At 67.0% G+C, this 16,517-nt stretch carries 17 protein-coding genes; 9 read left to right on the top strand and 8 right to left on the bottom strand.

All coding sequences use genetic code 11. From position 1 onward, the window contains the following. Positions 1-1,664: 1,664 nt before the first annotated feature. On the bottom strand, positions 1,665-2,282 hold the full coding sequence (locus EV644_RS18010) for a GNAT family N-acetyltransferase (RefSeq protein WP_132189457.1): 618 nt from the start codon (positions 2,280-2,282) through the stop codon (positions 1,665-1,667). Positions 2,283-2,422: 140 nt separating this feature from the next. Between EV644_RS18010 and EV644_RS47800 the strand changes: the two genes are divergently transcribed. Then, complete coding sequence (locus tag EV644_RS47800) at positions 2,423-2,845, top strand: tyrosine-type recombinase/integrase (protein WP_369410500.1); 423 nt, start codon at positions 2,423-2,425, stop codon at positions 2,843-2,845. A gap of 94 nt (positions 2,846-2,939) precedes the next feature. Here the strand turns inward: EV644_RS47800 and EV644_RS18000 are convergent, their stop codons facing one another. Together EV644_RS18000 and EV644_RS17995 are read right to left on the bottom strand one after the other, a co-directional pair. Further along, positions 2,940-3,239, bottom strand: a complete 300-nt coding sequence (locus EV644_RS18000; protein ID WP_132189456.1) for a hypothetical protein — start codon at positions 3,237-3,239, stop codon at positions 2,940-2,942. Between the two features lie 523 nt (positions 3,240-3,762). Beyond that, positions 3,763-7,983, bottom strand: a complete 4,221-nt coding sequence (locus tag EV644_RS17995; RefSeq protein ID WP_132189455.1) for an nSTAND1 domain-containing NTPase — start codon at positions 7,981-7,983, stop codon at positions 3,763-3,765. A 169-nt stretch (positions 7,984-8,152) separates the two neighbouring features. Between EV644_RS17995 and EV644_RS17990 the strand changes: the two genes are divergently transcribed. The 7 genes from EV644_RS17990 to EV644_RS17970 all read left to right on the top strand — a co-directional run bounded on the left by EV644_RS17990 (position 8,153) and on the right by EV644_RS17970 (position 12,632). Further along, positions 8,153-8,476, top strand: coding sequence for a hypothetical protein (locus EV644_RS17990; protein ID WP_132189454.1), 324 nt, complete (start codon positions 8,153-8,155; stop codon positions 8,474-8,476). A 35-nt stretch (positions 8,477-8,511) separates the two neighbouring features. Further along, positions 8,512-8,832, top strand: a complete 321-nt coding sequence (locus tag EV644_RS17985; RefSeq protein WP_132189453.1) for a hypothetical protein — start codon at positions 8,512-8,514, stop codon at positions 8,830-8,832. A gap of 289 nt (positions 8,833-9,121) precedes the next feature. After that, a complete protein-coding gene (locus EV644_RS44595) occupies positions 9,122-9,442 on the top strand; it encodes a hypothetical protein (protein ID WP_158292861.1) in 321 nt (106 codons plus the stop codon). Then, on the top strand, positions 9,400-9,723 hold the full coding sequence (locus tag EV644_RS44590) for a hypothetical protein (protein WP_158292860.1): 324 nt from the start codon (positions 9,400-9,402) through the stop codon (positions 9,721-9,723). Before EV644_RS44595 ends, EV644_RS44590 begins: the two co-directional genes overlap by 43 nt. Positions 9,724-9,788: 65 nt before the next feature. Next, a complete protein-coding gene (locus EV644_RS44585; protein ID WP_158292859.1) occupies positions 9,789-9,995 on the top strand; it encodes a hypothetical protein in 207 nt (68 codons plus the stop codon). A gap of 508 nt (positions 9,996-10,503) precedes the next feature. Next, positions 10,504-12,033 (top strand): DHA2 family efflux MFS transporter permease subunit, encoded by a 1,530-nt coding sequence (locus EV644_RS17975; RefSeq protein ID WP_132189452.1) that lies wholly within the window; start codon positions 10,504-10,506, stop codon positions 12,031-12,033. Beyond that, positions 12,030-12,632, top strand: coding sequence for an acyl-CoA-like ligand-binding transcription factor (locus tag EV644_RS17970; protein ID WP_132189451.1), 603 nt, complete (start codon positions 12,030-12,032; stop codon positions 12,630-12,632). The genes EV644_RS17975 and EV644_RS17970 overlap by 4 nt, the downstream gene beginning before the upstream one ends. Positions 12,633-12,731: 99 nt before the next feature. On the opposite strand, the gene EV644_RS17965 is transcribed toward EV644_RS17970, so the two are convergent. The 5 genes from EV644_RS17965 to EV644_RS17945 form a co-directional block, all read right to left on the bottom strand. Further along, positions 12,732-13,532, bottom strand: a complete 801-nt coding sequence (locus tag EV644_RS17965; RefSeq protein WP_132189450.1) for an ATP-dependent DNA ligase — start codon at positions 13,530-13,532, stop codon at positions 12,732-12,734. A 129-nt stretch (positions 13,533-13,661) separates the two neighbouring features. After that, positions 13,662-14,231, bottom strand: coding sequence for a hypothetical protein (locus EV644_RS17960; protein WP_132189449.1), 570 nt, complete (start codon positions 14,229-14,231; stop codon positions 13,662-13,664). A gap of 77 nt (positions 14,232-14,308) precedes the next feature. After that, positions 14,309-14,638, bottom strand: a complete 330-nt coding sequence (locus EV644_RS47795; protein WP_369410503.1) for an NIPSNAP family protein — start codon at positions 14,636-14,638, stop codon at positions 14,309-14,311. A gap of 120 nt (positions 14,639-14,758) precedes the next feature. Continuing rightward, entirely contained in the window at positions 14,759-15,229 is a 471-nt protein-coding gene (locus tag EV644_RS17950; protein ID WP_132189447.1) for a DUF1772 domain-containing protein, read from the bottom strand. After that, positions 15,226-15,654, bottom strand: coding sequence for an ester cyclase (locus EV644_RS17945; protein ID WP_132189446.1), 429 nt, complete (start codon positions 15,652-15,654; stop codon positions 15,226-15,228). Before EV644_RS17945 ends, EV644_RS17950 begins: the two co-directional genes overlap by 4 nt. A gap of 106 nt (positions 15,655-15,760) precedes the next feature. On the opposite strand from EV644_RS17945, the gene EV644_RS17940 reads away from it, so the two are divergent. Next, positions 15,761-16,342: a TetR/AcrR family transcriptional regulator gene (locus EV644_RS17940; RefSeq protein ID WP_132189445.1), complete on the top strand. Its 582-nt coding sequence runs from the start codon at positions 15,761-15,763 to the stop codon at positions 16,340-16,342. Positions 16,343-16,517 lie beyond the last annotated feature (175 nt).

Here is a 16,517-nt window from a genome sequence, read left to right as displayed (position 1 = left end):
GACGTTGCCGAAGGCAACGCGGACCCGCTCCCTGATTGTTGCCCGCCACAGCCACCTGCTGCCGCGACGGCGAGCGCGATCGCGACGATGAACATCTTTGCTTGCTTCCCCCGCACAGTCATGCCGACTGCGCTCCTCCCCTGTCGGTGATGCTCCAGGGACCGGCGGAGGCGACCGGCCGTGATCCCGTGGTGCACCCCAGACCTGCCCCTGGGGCGCACGCAGTGCTGTTTCAGCTCAGTCTGCGCGCGGAGAGCCCTGCGCGGACTGAGTAATAGTGCTCAATTCGGCGATCACAACCCAGTTCGACTGCCACGTTGGCAACCTCCGTCTCTGTGGGCCCGCCCATCGGTAGCCATCCTGGGCAGTGTCCAGTTCTCTGATCGAGAACAAGAACAGCTCCTCGACGACCCACGGAACGGAGCTGCTCGGCACCGGCCCACCTTGTGTGTACAGGAGTTCCAAGACCGCCGGCAGGTTCAGGTCAGAAACAACATCAGCCACCGAGACCGCCGGGATGCGCTCGGTCCGGAAGGGAACAGCGTGGGAATTGAGGACCTGCTGAAGGGCGTCAAACCCGGATCGGGCGCCACGGCCGCGCACCCTACCGGCCCCCCAACAGGTCCAGCCGCGGAGTCACGCGACGCTGCGCTATGTGGAGCTCCGTCGCAGCGTCGAGTGCATCCCAAGGCTCCATGTCGATGAGTATGCCGTCGCAGCGAGCCGGGGAAGTACCCGGAGGCCGCGAATCGTTTGCAAGAGCGCGTCCCTCCGGTCTGTCGGTGACCCGGCGGCGGATAGTCCCCCCATAGCTGCAATGCCGAGCTAAGCAGTCCTCTAGAAGGTCCTGCGCGAGTCCATCGCCACCGGCACTTTGCGGTAGCACCCGGTCAGCTCGCGAGTTCCAGGCGCTGGCATGAAACGGAATGCTCGCACATGCCTCGTTCCGCGGCCTCACGCCAGTGACAGCGTGTCGGTTGGCACTCCGCAGGGACTCGGGACCATTCACAGATGGCTGCTGAACGCTTCGCTGATCGTCTGACCGAGCAGACCTACGCCTCAGATTACGAGCAGTCGAGCGCTCAACGCGGCACCGTCCCGTGACCGCCACGCCTCGCGCGTCCCGCGTCGGCGTTGCGTTACACCCATGCGCTCGAAATGACACGCAAGCGTCGTCGGCGACCGTTCGCCCGGCGGCAGCACTGCGTTAACAAAGCCGTTAGCAAAGTGCTGGTGATGAGCCCCAGACACGATGAAACCCGGGTCGGATTTGCCGTCTGACCTGGGGTTGTCGGTGGAGCCGCCTGTCGGAATCGAACCGACGACCTTCTCATTAAAAGTCCGTTGCCCTGAGCCCCAACCACGCCACGACCCCCGGCCTTGAGCAGTGATCGTGCTCAGTGGCCGGGGGTCGTTGACGGCTGTTCAGGGCCTATCGGGGGCCTTTCGGGGGCACTACCTTCTGATCCGTAGAGGCGGGCACTCTGATCGCGACCCGCTCGTCTGCGCTCCGGAGGTCGTCGGCCAGGTGCTCATCGTCGCTCGCCGGTGCAGGTCGTTGGGGTCAGGCTGGGGTCAGGTATTGCCTTCGGCCATGGCGTACATCACCGACTCGTTGCCCTCGCCGAAGGATTCGACAAGCCCGGCTCCGATCGCCTTGCACATCACGTTGGTTCGTCCGGCTTGCGCATCGTCCATTCGAGCGGCAGCGCCGCGAACCACATCACGTCGCAGCGCTCGCCCTGCCACACGCTGTGTGCGCGCATCGTTCCCTCGTGCACGAACCCCGCTCGGCGCGCCACAGCAGCTGACGCTTCATTGTCCGCCTCGACCGTCAGGAAGGCGCGAGCTGCGCCGAGCTCGAACAACCACCGTGTGAGCAGAACCACCGCCCGAGTCGCGTACCCGCGCCCTCGCGCGCTCGGCCCGATCCAGTAGCCGAACTGCGCTACGTCTGCCTTCGACCAGTCATCGACGCCACAGCAGCCGACCAGGCCACCAGAGGCTGCGTCCGTGATCGCGAATGCAACACCAGATGGTGGCTCCGTCGCGACGAACGCCCGCCAACTCGACGCGAACTCGTCGATGGTCGCTTCAGCGTCTTCGATCGAGAGCGGCGGAGCCGGTCGTCCGAGGCGGTCGTGGGCCCCGTTGTAGCGTCGGATCGCTGGATCGGCGAATGCTTCCGCCATGAACCCGGCGTCATCTCTCGACCAAGGCCGGAGAGTGACCACGCCATCCGAGAGCGACACGTCCGGAATGTCGGCATCCGCTTCACGCACGTCTACCAGATCCTTCCGTTCCAGTTTGACCCTGCACAGGTCGAACCCGGAGTTTACCGTCGAGCCTCCTCAAGGCGGCCCTCTGAGCGAGGGCAACTGGAAGCGGTCGGTTCGCTGGTCGGCTGCGATCAAAGCGGTCGGTGTGCCGACGCTCCGGGTGTCGAGATCTGCGGCACACGGCCGCCTCGGTGTGGCTCGGCTCCGGCGCTGACCCGAAAGTCGTTCAGCGCATCCTGGGGCACGCGTCGGCGGGCATGACGATGGACCTCTACGGGCACCTGATCGACCAGAACCTCTGGGACGCGGCCAAGAAGCTTGGGCGATCGAGGCGGGGAACGAAGAACCCCCGGGCGAGGAAACTGGGTCCTGACCTGGGGGTTTGGGCGGAGCCGCCTGTCGGAATCGAACCGACGACCTTCTCATTACGAGGAGGACGCTCAGCGTCGCATTCGCCCTCTAGCAGCGCTTCTAGCAACACGAACCCAGCCCACTCGAATTCCACTATGAGTTTTCAAGAGTTCGCACCACGTCCTGCACCACGCGGCATCAGACATCACGGCTGAGCGACTTCGCCGCGACCCAGCGCCCACCTTCGGTTGGGCCGCGTTCGAGGTAGCTGAACCACTCATGCCTATTCGCTGGTCGGTGGTGGCACCCTCACCCCGGCCGACTAGGTGGTGACCGATCCGCGATGGACCTCGACAGCGAAGGCGGCGCCGAACGGGGCGAGCTCCGGGTCGGCGGGTTCGCGGGGTGGCAGTTGACGCCCTGCCAGCTCCAGAGCTTGCCGCCGCTGAGACCGATCCCGCCTGGTACGTAGCCGAGTGCCCACCCGGCCGCGCCAGGCTGGGTACGGCCTATCCGTTGCGCGGCCTTGATCCGGTCGCGGAACTCTTCCTCGATGTAGATCTGGCCATGGCCGGGGCCACCGTCGAGCGTGATCGTCGGACCAGCCATCAGAACGCCTCCCTGGACAGCGACGCGTCTTCGGCCGCGGCGTACCGGCCGCGTCCTGGGCTGCCCGCGACGGGGCCGACGGTTCCAGAGGCCGGAACATTTGCTGCGCGACCCACATCTCGACCGCGCGGGTGTTGCGCGGATCCGGGACGTAGACGACGCGGGCCTGCCAGTCGTCGGAGTTCGTCCGGCGCCACTCCAAGATCAGGGCCGGCCACGGGCCGCGCGCGGTCGTCGTGGCCAGCACCCAGCAGTGCCGGCGCGTGGCGTCCGGCCCGGGGTATCGCGGGTACCGCTTATTGCCGCCCATGAGGCGACGATAGAACATGTGTTCCCTTAAGCCTCGATAACGAAGTCCACGACGTCGTCACTGTAGGGGACACGTCGCCTGCCCGTGATCACCGTGTCGTTATCTGGGGTGTCGTCGACACGCCGGGACTTCGTCGCGCGTCGGCCACAATTGGACGCGACGCGCCGACCGCCACCGGGCGAGTGTGTCCTCGGTTCGGCGTCGAGGTTGGCGTCAGGGGCAGGTTCTTTGGTAGGGGAGTTTGGGGAAGGACTGGGTCCATTCGGTGGGGGTCAGGTTGCGGCCGGCCATGGTGCAGGCCCAGGCGAGGGAATGGCCGGTGCTGATGTTCCACCGGTAGGTCTTGCCGTCGTACGCCGGAATCGTAAGAACGTCGCTGCCTTGCGTGAAGATCGGCGCAACGGGGATCGGGTTCCCTTCGGTCGCCGTGGTGATGGTGAGCTGGCTCTCTAGGGTGTGCGGGTCCCAGATCGTGACAGTGCCGTCCGCTGCTCCGGAGACGAGGCGGGTGCCGTCCGGGGAGAAGCGGATGGTCACGCCCTCAGCCTTCTGGGCGATCGTCGGGGCGGGCTTGACCGCACCCGATCGGGGGTCGATGGTGACGACACCTTCGGTCCCGGTGACTGCTATCAGTCGACCGTCAGGTGAGTAGGCAACTGCGTTGACCCAGGTCGGCAGCTTGCCCTGGTGGACGACCTTGCCGGTGGCGACCTCGACGATGCGCCAGGACATCGTGGCGCCACTGATGCCCTCCTCGAAGAGCACGGCGGTCTTGCCGTCCGGGGACGATGCTGTACAGCAGTCTGCGGTGAAGCCGTTCAGACCTCCCGTCGGCGTCAAGTCGCCGTCGAAGAAGATGCTGCCCTGGGGACTGCCGCCGACGATCCGGTTGCCGTCGCCGAAGTACAGGGCCGACCCCACACCCCCGCGATGTTCCTTCAAAATCTTGCCGGTCCGGGCGTCGACCATCACGACCACCTGTTGGTCGTTGATCAGCAGGCGCTCTCCGTTCGGGTGCCAGGAGGCCGGTGGGTGCGACTGCTGCCGGAGTTCGAGGTCGAGGCGGGTCGGCGGCGTCATCCGGCCGGTGGCCGCATCGGCAATGCTCAGCCAGGATGTGCCGGCCTCGTTCCACAGATAGGCGGTCCGCTGTCCGTTGCCTGAGGCAAGAACGTGGAGGTACCGGCGTGGCGGGGCGGCCTGGGTCCAGCGAAGGTACCGCCGCTGCCCGCCGAGATCGTAAGCACGGACGATACCCTGGTCGCCGGCCGTGTAGACCGTCCGCTGGTCCGGGCTGAACGCGACCGCCCAGGACACCTCCACGGTGCGCAAGCGTTGCAGTGCACGGCCGGTGGCCAGTTCCCAGATGACGACCTCGCCACCGTAGTGAGCCGTGGCCAGCAACTTGCCGTCAGCCGAGAAATCGGCAGCGCGCGGTGGATCCGCCGTACTGCGCAAGTTCCTGACGGTCTTCCCAGTCCGCGCATCGACGATCGTCGTCATGGTTCGGTCGTTCCGGACCGGGCCGGGATGCAGGAAGGCGAGCAGGTCGCCGCTGTCGGAGACCTCGACGATCGGCAGACCGATGCTGGGAGCGACAGGGTCGTCGCCGACAAGGTCGGGCCGCGCCCATCGCTCCCGGCCGGTGGCCACGTCGAACGCGGTGAGCGGCCAGGACCGGTACACCGTCCGGCCGTCAGAACTGAGCGCCGCCCTCTGCCACGCCCACCCCAGGTCGACCCTTCGTGGTGGCTGATCGAGCGCGCCGAGGTTCCATACCAGCGCGAACGCCCGCGCGATCTCCGCCTCGACGCCTTCTTTCTGCGCGCCGAGCGCGAGGTACCGGCCGTCTTTGCTGAACACCACGCTGTTCAGCCGCGGTACGTCGGGCGGCGGGACGACGGGCTGCGGGTTCACCGGCTGGAGAGTGCCGGCGTCCAGCAACCGGACCGGCCACGCCGGGTCGACCGGGTTGCCATAGTTGTCGCTGGCAATCGCAGCGATCAGGCGCCCGTCGGGACTGAAGCGGGGCCGGGTGAAGATGACCGCATCCTCCGCGACCGGCGCGAAGGTGTACGACTTGAGCACCTCTCCTGACTGCGCGTCATACAGGTGGAAAGTCGCCTTCTCATCGCCGGAGACGATCCGGGTGCCGTCGGGTGAGACATCGATGTTCTCGGTCCGGCCGAGCGGCGCGCGGATAGAGCGGACCAGGGTTGGGTGTTTGTTGATGGCGGCAACCAGGTTGGCTCGCGTGTCCGGGGCGTCGTCAAGGCGGACGCCCTGGGCCGCGAGGAGGAGCGACTGGCTGATGTCCTCGGTCACCAGGGCGCGGGCACCGACCTGGCGGGCCAGTTCGCGGCTGGCTGCTAGCTCGGCGCGGTCGGCTTGGCGAACGGCGACAAGGCCGGCGATAAGTGCGCCGACCAGCAGGATGGCCGCGGTGGCGAGGGCGGCGCGGAGGCGGCGGTTGACTCTCAACTGTAAGCGTTCACGGGTTTCGGCCGCACGTAGCTCGGTCTCTGACAATCGTTTGCTTGCGGCAAGGAAGTCTTCCTCGGTCGCGGTCAGCGTGGGCGTTGTACGTTCTCGCCAGTCGAATGCCTTGGCGAGGCGGACGCCGCGGTAGAGCTCGCTGTCGGGCCGGTCGAGGTTGTTCCACGAGTCAGCGGCGACCGCGAGGTGGTGCAGGATGCGCTGGCCCTCGAGGTCGTCCTCGAGCCAGCCTCGGAGCCGGGGCCAGGCGCGAACCAGTGACTCGTGCGCGATCTCGACGACGCCGGCGTCGCTGGTGAGCAGCCTCGACGCCACGAGCAGGTCGATCATCTTGTTGTCCTCGGGGCGAGTCACGACGAGCCGGCGCGGAAGGCGGCTGCGGATCGGTTCACCCTCCGGGCCAGGTGCGACCAGGCGCAGCAACAGGTCGTGCAGGACCGCGCGCTGCTCCGGCGAGATCCGTTCGTGGACCTCTTCGGCGGACTGAGCGACAGCACTCCGGATACCGCCCGAGGCGTTATAACCCGCGACCGTGAGCGTGCGACCCTCGCGGCGTTGCCAGGTCTCGCGCAGGGCGTGCGACATCAACGGCAGCGCGCCCGGCTGGTCGGCGACCTCATTGACCAGCAGATCGACCAACCCCGGCTCAACAACCAGCGAAGACAGCCGGGCAGGCTCCTCGATCGCTGCCCGCAAGTCGTCCCGCGTCATGCCCGACAGCAGGTAAAGACCGCGCTCGACCGTTCGCGCGAAGGCCGGATGGGCAGAAACGTCAGCGAGCCGATCGGCGCGGATCGACATCACGAGCGGCGCTTGGTGGGCATGCAACGCAGCCAGGAAACTCTCCCGCTCGGCAGTGTCCCGGCACAGCGAGAACACCTCCTCGAACTGATCCACGAGCAGCACCGGCGCCGTCGTACCAGACATCGCAGCCGCCAGCGCGGCGACCGGATGCGGACCCGGAGTCATCACCACGACCTGCTTGCCGTCGCGACGCAACCCTGCCGCCACCCCGGCCCGGACCAGCGAGGACTTGCCACACCCGGACGGTCCAGCGACCGCCAGTACCGAGGCATCAGTCAACTTGCGCAGGCAGGCCGCGATGTCGGAATCGCGACCGAAGAACGTGGCCGCGTCATCGACGTCGTACGGCTTCAGGCCCGGGTACGGGCAGATCGGGCTCGGTTCCGGCAGGGCACTCTCCGCGACGAGAGACGGGTCCTGGCGCAGGATCGCCTGCTCCAACGCGTCGACATCCTCGTTCGGGTCGAGGCCGAGGTCTCGGTTCAGCACGGTCCGCAGGCGCTGGATTGTCCGCAACGCCTCGCCCTGACGACCCGCCTGGTACTGCGCCGTCGCAAGCAGGACCCAGCGACGTTCGCGCAGCGGAGCCTCCATCACAAGGGACTGCGCCTTAGCCAGAACCTTGTCGTGCTGGCCCGACCGCAGCGCCGACTCGACATACAACTCATCGGCGATATGCCGCAACTCGACCAGTCGCGAAGCCTCAATCCGGGCCGGAGCCCAGCCCTCCAGCTCCGTCAGCGGCCGGCCGCGCCACAGCGTGAGCGCATCCGCGAGTACCACGGCCGATCGCTCAGGTTCGCCGGCCGCCAGCAGCTCACGAGCCCGTACCACCGCGCGATCGAATCGCTGGGCATCGATCTCATCGAGCGGAACGACGAGCCGGTACCCCAGCGGCAACGTCTCGATCGCATGCGCGCCGAGAACCTTACGAAGCCGGACCACACAGCCCTGCACGACTTTCTGCCATGACGGCGGCAGCCGCTCGCCGCCCCATAACACGTCGGCGAGCTGCTCTGCACTGACGACCTCCCCAGGGTTCACCGCCAGCGCTGCGACCACGACCCGGTCACGTCGCCCGAGAGCCTTCTGATCCCCCTCGATCGTGATCGGGCCCAGTACATCGATGCCCACCCCTCGACTGTCGACCTCCCAAAGCAGGTCGTCAACGGCCGAGTTACCGCCGTGATACCGCGCTCAGGCGTCGCGATACCGCCTTGCGCGACAACAGGAACACCGAGCGACCGGCGTACCCGGACCGCAGCGAGCGGCCCCGCCGGACTCGAGGACAGGAGACCGAATCATGAACCACCGCATCACGGCGATCGCGGTCATCCCCTTCGCCTTCGCCTTCGCAACCGTCGTACCGGCGACGGCGAGTCCGGGGGATCCCCAGCCGACGCAGCAAGTCGAGCCGTGGCCGGACGAGGGATCCGGCTATCCCGGGTACGCCGACCAGCCGGCCACACGACCGGCACCAGTCGAACCGGTCAATCAAGCGACTGCACTCCACACAACCTCGATCGCCCTCGGCGCACTCGGCGGTATCGCCCTCGGCGGAGCCGCGCTCGGCATCACCCTCGGCGTACAGCGACGCCGCGACCACTCGGCGCCGCACCCGACCTGAATCCGCACGCCGCGACCAACCGAAAAGGAGAAATCATGAACCGCAAGTACTGGGCCGCCGCAGTGTCCGCGCTTGCGCTGGGCGCTGCCACGCTCACCGCTACCGAAGCGTCGGCACTACTAGCCCCGGAGCCGGCGTCCGGTTCCACAACAACGCCGGATTGCCACTGGGCCTACCACCCTGCCTGCGAGGAGGTCCCCGTGTCGGTGCCACCCGCGGAGGCGGCGCTCGACCCGGGTCCGTCGGCCGACAACGCGGCCGAGGCCCGGCAGGCAGGCGCATCCGCACTCGGTGGCGCCGCCCTCGCGTTCGCCGGCATATGGCTGTACCGGCGTCGTCATGCGCCGGACATCTAGGCGGGTCGTCGTACCTGCGCGCCCCTGCAGGTACGGCGGATCCGTGTCGGTAGCTGGCCCGATCGTCAGATGGCAGGGTGGACGGCCACGCGCGTGGCGAGAGCCGCTGCTTCGTAGCGAATCGCGGTGCCGATCTTCCGGAGGATGTTGGAGACATGCACGCTGACGGCCTGTCGCTGATCACGAGTTCCTTGGCGATCTCACCGTTCGAACGTCCGGCGTGCAGGAAAGTCAGGATCTCTCCCGCTCCCGAGCAGTAAGGCTCGCCAGCTGATGCCTCCGTGCGGCGGTGGATCTCGTCCTTGTCGGTGGCATGGCTCAGAGTGCAGCCATGAGTGATGTGTGGAGCGCGGTCGCCGCGGGTGGTGCTGTCTGCGCGGTGCCGCCGGCAGTGCTGGCGTTGGTATGGGCCCGGAAAGCGACGACGGCCGCCAAGCGAGCGAACGAGATCGCCGAACAGGCCGCCCTGGACAACAAGAAGCTGGTTCAGATCGAGCAGGCGGCCGAACATGATCGTTTGGCGCCGCGGCTCGCCTTCAACCTCAGGGGCGCGGTGCCGGGTGGGGCGTGGAATACACGCTTAGCGTCGACCGGGCCGTCGACTCACTGACCTTGGCGATCGTCCGCGACTTCGACGAGGCGGCCGACAGCAGCATCATCCGCCTCACCGAGGCGACCGCTCCCGGCCCGATCGGGACACTGAGCTCCGTGCTCCAGCTGCCAGCGATGCCTGCCGGCGGCGCCCGCAGAGTCGTGCTGTGGACATCCGACATGGACCGGGCCGCCAAGGCGACGGTGAGATTCCGCAGCGAAGCACAGCACGATGAGCGGACCCGGACCGATCTGGTTAACGACGTCGTGATCCCTGACCTGATCCCCTTCAAGGCGTAGTGGATCCGAGACAGTCCCCTGGGGATCTTCAGGGTTCCGTCGGTACGGCCGGATAGCTTGCGGAAGTGGACGCTCTCGAGCTCCCGCGGCGGTTCGCTCTGGAGACGGCCGGACAGGTGGTCGTCTATGGCGTCCGGTTCGATACCGGCCACGGGTCGGCGCAGATCGTGAACGCACCTTCCCCGGTACCGCACTGGGGACACCTCGACGACCTCACGCACCTTCTCGGCTTCCTTCTCGGCATTTGGGCCGGCTGGAATGGTCTCGCGTAGGTACACGCGGGTCTTGGAGATCGGGTCTACCCCGGCGTAAAGCTTGACCCTCAGGGAGCCGGACGGCAGGGTCTCGATCTGGCCCGCAGACCGCTTGGACTTCGCCTTCTCCTTGGCGATGCGGTGGATGATAGAACCCACTCGCACCACGACCCGCACCACGAGTGCCGGAATGAAGAAACCCCCGGGCGGAGGAACTGACCTCTGACCTGGGGGTTTGGGTGGAGCCGCCTGTCGGAATCGAACCGACGACCTTCTCATTACGAGGAGGACCTACCTACAGCGTCACATCCGCTCTCTGCCAGCGTTCTTGTCCACGCGGCCGCCCGCACTGCGCGCGAAATTCCCCATAGGTATCCGCGGTTTCGTGCCACGAGTGATGCCACACCCCATCGGCCGCGTCCTGCGGCCCAAAGCCCCGGCCCTGCGGCGCTTCTTTGTGCGGGCTGGATATTGCAGATTCTGAGACCTACTCTAATTTGAGAGTTGATCTCAGAAAGGAGCTGCGATGGAGACCGCACTCGACCCGCGCCGGTGGTGGGCGCTCGGGGCGATGTCAGTCAGCTTGATCGTGGTCGGGCTGGACCTGACCGTGCTCAACGTGGCGCTGCCGACGCTGGCGACCGAGCTGGATGCCTCGATCAGTCAGCTGCAGTGGTTCGCGAACGCGTACACGCTGGTGCTGGCCGCGCTGTTGCTACCGGCCGGGCTACTGGGGGACCGGTTCGGGCAGAAGCGGTTGCTGATCGGGGCACTGGTGATGTTCGGGGCCGCGTCGGCGGCGTGCGCGTTCGCGTCGTCGCCGGGGGAGCTGATCGTGTTCCGGGCGGCGCTCGGCATCGGCGCGGCGTTCCTGATCCCGCTGTCGATGTCGTTGATCAACATTCTGTTCGCGCCGGAGGAGCGAGGTCGGGCGATCACGCTGTGGGTGATGGCCAACTCGCTCGGCATCCCGCTGGGGCCGGTGCTCGGCGGCTGGCTGCTGGATCACTACCGGTGGGGATCGATTTTCCTGATCAACGTGCCGCTGGTGCTGATCGGTGTGGTAGCCGTCGCGCTGCTCGTCCCGGCGATCCGTGGTCACCGCTCCGGACGGATCGACGTACTCGGCATCGGCTTGTCCGGCGCGGGGCTGGTGGCGCTCACCTACGGGTTCGTGTCGGCCGGTGAGCGTGGGTGGGGTGATCCGTTGACGCTCGGGGGGATCGCGCTCGGGCTGGTGCTTTTGGCGGCGTTCGGGACCTGGCAGACGCGTGCCGTGGATCCGTTGGTCGACCTGGGTCTGTTCAAGTCGCGCGAGTTCACCTGGGGCACAGTGCTGGCGACTGTCGCGTCCTTTGCGCTGATGGGGTTGCTGTTCGTGTTGCCGCAACTGTTCCAGGCGGTCCAGGGTGCCGACGCTTTGCAGACGGGGCTGCGATTGCTGCCGATCATTGGCGGTCTGCTGGTCGGGGCCAAGGTGGCCGAGCGGCTCGTCGTCGCTGTGGGCGCTCGGGTGACCGTCGCGGTGGGATTCGTGCTGATGTTCGGCGGTCTCGTGGCGGGAGCGTTCACCGGTGTGGGTGACAGCTACGGCTATGCGGCGATCTGGGTGAGCGTGGTCGGGCTCAGTATCGGCTTCACGCTGCCGCCGGTGATGGAAATGGCGACTGGAGCGTTGAGCGCGGAACGCAGTGGCGCGGGCTCAGGTTTGATCCAGGCGCTGCGCCAGGTCGGCGGCACGATCGGTGTCGCGCTCCTCGGCACAGTGCTGAACTCGGCGTACCGCGACAAGCTGGACGTTGCGGGCCTACCGCCCGCGGTCGCTGACGCGGCACGCGACAGCGCATCCGGCGCCGTTGCCATCGCTGCCAAGACCGGCTCGTCTTCGCTCGCTCAGTCGGCCCGGGAGGCGTTCGTACACGGCATGAACGCCACTCTCTGGACCTGTTGCGCGGTCTCCGTCCTCGGCCTGCTGCTCGCCGTTGCCTACCTGCCGCGTCGATCGGCCGTGTCAGTCGATGAGGGCCCGGCGGAAGTTGTCACAATCAAGTCATGACCAAGGAGAAGCCGACCGGGCTGCGCGAACGCAAGAAGGCGAAGACCCGGGCGGCCATCCAGGAGCACGCACTCCGACTGTTCCGACAGCAGGGGTACGCCGAGACGACCGTGCAGGAAATCGCCGCCGCTGCCGAGGTGTCTCCCGCGACCTTCTTCCGGTACTTCCCGACCAAGGAGGAGACGGTTCTGTTCGACCGGCTGGACCCGGTGATGATCGACCTCTTCCGGTCCCAGCCGGCCGAATTCGGCCCGACCGAGGCTCTGCGCGGCACGGTGCGCGACAGCATCACCTTGATGAGCGAAGAGGAGTGGGAGCTGGAGTCCCAGCGCCAGGAACTGATCCTGAACGCCCCCGAGCTGCGGGCCAGGATGATGGACCAGCTGTACGACAGCATCGACCTGCTCGCGGAACTCGCCGCCGAACGCATCGGCCGCTCACCCGACGACTTCGCCGTACGAGCCTGGGCCGGCGCGGTCGTCGGCATCGTCATGGCCACCTACCGCGCCACCGGAAACACCCACCTGCACGAGTTCCTCGCCCTCCTCGACCAAGCCATAACCCACCTCGAAGCAGGCGTCCCACTACACACCCAGTGACCGGCGCCAGATTAGTTGCCTAGGACATCGAGGTGGCTGTGAGGCCTGGAGTCAGCAGACGCTACTGCTCTTCGAGTTCCAGCCACGATCCACGGCCGATCAGCCGCCGCCAACCTCGCCTGCAACGGTGGGTAGGTCGTCGGGCCGCAGGTCCGGTCGCAGCCGGACGTAGCGCATCCGGTGACAGGCTTGTCCGGCCTGTGTTGCGGCGTCGGCGGTGACCTCGGCCACGACGGTTGGTTCGACCTTGGTCAATGGTTTCTTCGAGTCGGGGCGACCCCACCGGTACGACGTGATCTGGTCCGGCCAGGGGTGTCCCGGCCGCGCGGGGGCGAGTACGGCGGCGAGCTGGGCCGACTGCTCGGGCTTGAGCGGGACGGTTCGTCCGACCACGACCAGCTCGGCCTCGGCGTTGTAGAGGCCGACGATGACGACCTCGGGGTGGGTGATCGAGCCCAACACCCCGCCGACGATGACCTCGCGGGTCTGGCGGTGTTTGACCTTGCCCCAGGCGTCGCGGCGGCCCGGGGTGTAGCGCGTGCCTGCACCTTTCACGACCAGTCCCTCCACGCCCATCGCGGCGGGAAGCCCCTCGAACCATTCGGTGGCTTCGTCGAGATCGGCCGTAACGGGAGTCAGTTGCAGCGGTGGGGCCCACCGCTGCGCCAGTTGCTCGAGGCGCTGCCTGCGTACCGTCCAGCGCTGGGTGCGCAGATCAATCCCACCGGCGGCGAGCAGGTCGAACGCGGCAAACGAGGCGGGCAGCTCGGCGGCCTTGCCGCGCGCCTTGGCGGGGCTGGTGACGAGTCGCTGCTGGAGCGCGTCGAAGCTCAACCGGCCGACGGCGGCGGTGACGATGTCGGGGAACCGGTCGCTGATGTCGTGACGGTTGCGGGTCACAGCCGCGCCTGGTCACCGGACCGGACGATCGCGACCCGGCTAGTTGACTGAACTCTTCCCAGTGTGCGGGATAGCAGCCGAGCCCGCCTCCGCCGGCGCAGACGAGCAGCTAGAAGACTCGATCACTGATCAGCGCGCGGGATGTGCCACGCGTTCCAGTCGCGCCAGCGCCTCGTTGGCCGGGCCGGATGCCTCCTCGGGTGACCAAGGCTTGACCGCAAGCGAGGAGACGTAGGTGTGCATGTAACCGCGCAGGAGCAGCCAGTGGACGACGTCCGCGTCCAGCTTCCCGAGGGTCGTGGGCACATCGTGATTGCTGCCCAACGCTGCGTCCGCAGCGAGTAGGTCTTCCCACCATGGGCTTGCCAGGAGCGCGTCGAGGGATTCGATCTCCATGTTCCCTGAGATCGGGTCAGGCTCCTTCGGCCGTTCCGCGAGGGTGTTCCAGAGCCTCACCATTGCCGCATACGTTTGAGAGTGCCGGTCGTTCGGATCGGCGAACCACCGTTCCTCCCGGTCCTGCTCCTCCAGCACCGCTCCGATCCAGTTCTCTAGCGCCGCCTCGACGTCGGCCTGCCACTGCCGGTAAAAGGGGTCGAAGTTGAGCCTCTCCTCAGCGGTGAGGGCAATGAAGAAGTGCAGGAGCATCCCGTAGTGCTGCGGCGGCACGTTCAGGTCGCAGGTCAGCTCCAGAGGCATCCAGACCAACCCACCGCGCGCCCGGCAGTGCGTCTGGTCGAACGCTGCCTTCATGCGTGGCAGGACGGTATTCGAGTTCAAGATCTGCAGGCAGCGGACGAGTTGAGCGAGCAACGCGGCCCCCGGCAGGAAGTACGGCCAGGTGGCCCCTCGGCTCGCTGGAGCGGAGGCGTTCGCCGACAGCACCGAGAACGTGGGGGACCCGGAGATGACTTTGTGAAGCCCTGCATGTCTGCTGCGAACCTAGGGCTGGCCAGGTACGCGGCGGTGACCTCGCCGGGTTCGGCGCCGTCGGGGTACGCGATCAGGGCGACCAGGCGGTTCGCGCCGGCGTCGTGGTCGGTCCAGATCCCGTCCGTGGTAACGCCGTAGGCGCGCAGGCTCGGGATGTGCCGCGGCCAGTGCACGGTCGCGTAGTCCCGGAGCGCTTCGGCCGTGCCCAGTGTGTAAATCCTGAGCTGGTACACGATCGTCAGAATCCTCTCGGTATGGCCTGTGTGGGGTGCAGCATGGAGCGGAGCGCCGGGTCAGCCGATGAGGCTTACACCCAGGGCGAGGACGGCTAAGCCCTGCAGGACGGCTCTGGGGACGACGATGCGGTCCCAGTCCCGTTGCAGGGTGCGGGCGTTGGCGGGAGTTTCGTGAGCGTCGGCGGCCGCGGTGAGTCTGCGGTTGATGGGTGCGCTGATGCGCAGGTAGAGCAACACCCAGACCACCAGCAGCAGAAATGCTGCTCCCGCGACCGCTGATTCGGCGGGCCGGCCGGCCGCCGCGGCGAGCACGGATGCGGCGGCGGCCGCGATGATGCCGAGGATTCCGGGAGCGGGCATTCGCCGGTCGGCGAACCGGTGCACGTTGCCCACGCTCGCGGTGAGGGTGGCGTCGTCGACTCGCGCGAGCGCGGATCGTAGGACGAGGGCGCAGAAAGCGTCGGTGCCGTAGACAATGCCGGTGCTGACGATCGCCAACAGCGCGGCGAGTTGCGAGAGCAGTGTCATGCCTGGGCCTCGGGGCTGCCGAGCGGCGGCAGGGCGCCGATCTGCTGGAACATCTGCATCAGGTTCAGCTCGTCCCAGTGCTCGACGAACATGCCGTCCTGGACGCGCCAGATGTCGATGCTGCGCATTTCGACGGGTTTGCCGCTGGCGGGGACGCCCAGGAACTGCCCGGTGTGGGTGCCGCGGTAGATGAAGCGGCCCACGGCGCGGTCACCGGAGATGATCAGGTCGTCCATCGTGACGTTCACGTCGGGCAGGCCGGTGAAGAAGGCAGTCCAGAACTGACGGTTGGCCTCGCGTCCGTCGGCGACGAAGTCGTTGTGGTTGATGTAATCCTCGGCGACGAATCGGTCCACCAGGTCCGGGTTGTGGGTGTTGAGCATCTCGACGAAGAGGTCGGCGAGCTGGTGTTCGGGTGTGGTCATGTCGGTCTCCTCATGTGGTTAGCATCGCTAGCGCTAGCAACGCTAACCCCGCGATGCGCTTACGTCAATAGCACTGCTAGAACATCTATCAGTGCTACGGTGAGGTATGGCTATCGAGGACCGCCGGCAGCGCGAGCGCATCGCCCGTCGCCGGCTCATCACGACGACAGCGCGTAACTTGGCCGAGAGCGAAGGCTGGGATGCTGTCACCACGCGCAGGTTGTCCGCCGAGATCGAGTACAGCCAGCCGGTGCTCTACAAGCATTTCGGGTCGATGGACGACATCGTCGAGGCTGTTGCACTGGACGGCTTTGGCGAACTCGCCGAGACACTGCGCGCGGCCCGTCGTCGTAGCGCCGAGCACGACGACGAGATCGGCCGGGTTGCCGCCGCTTACAGCGGCTTCGCCGCGAAGAGCCCTGCGCTCTACGACGCGATGTTTACCCGGCCCACGCGACTGCACTTCGGTGCACAGGACACCCCGACGCCGCTGCACGAGGCATTCAGCGAGCTGCGCGAGGCAGTCGCCACCGTTGCTACTGCGCGCGACGTCGACACTCTCACCGAGGTCCTTTGGGCAGCGCTGCACGGAATGGCCATGCTCGCCCGCAACAATCGGCTACGGCCTGGGCATGACGCCGACCGCATCGAGGTCCTGGTCGCCCAGTTCCGCACCTCCGGGTCCTGAAGCGGCTGTATCAACCTGAAGTGGTTCTGGCCGTATTTCGGTGCGCCACGAGGCGCTGTTGGTTCGGATGGAAGTGAGAGACCGTCCATCTCCCTGCCGTCGTAGCGGTGGGGGTGGAGCTGGAGGCAGCCGATCCGGGATCGCCGGGTAGGTGGGAGGAGCCTCGACAAAGTCG

This window comes from Kribbella orskensis, from assembly GCF_004342085.1.
Classification (GTDB): Bacteria; Actinomycetota; Actinomycetes; order Propionibacteriales; family Kribbellaceae; genus Kribbella; species Kribbella orskensis.
The sequence above is the reverse complement of the archived record's forward strand: the minus strand, read 5'-3'. Positions and strand labels throughout refer to the sequence as shown.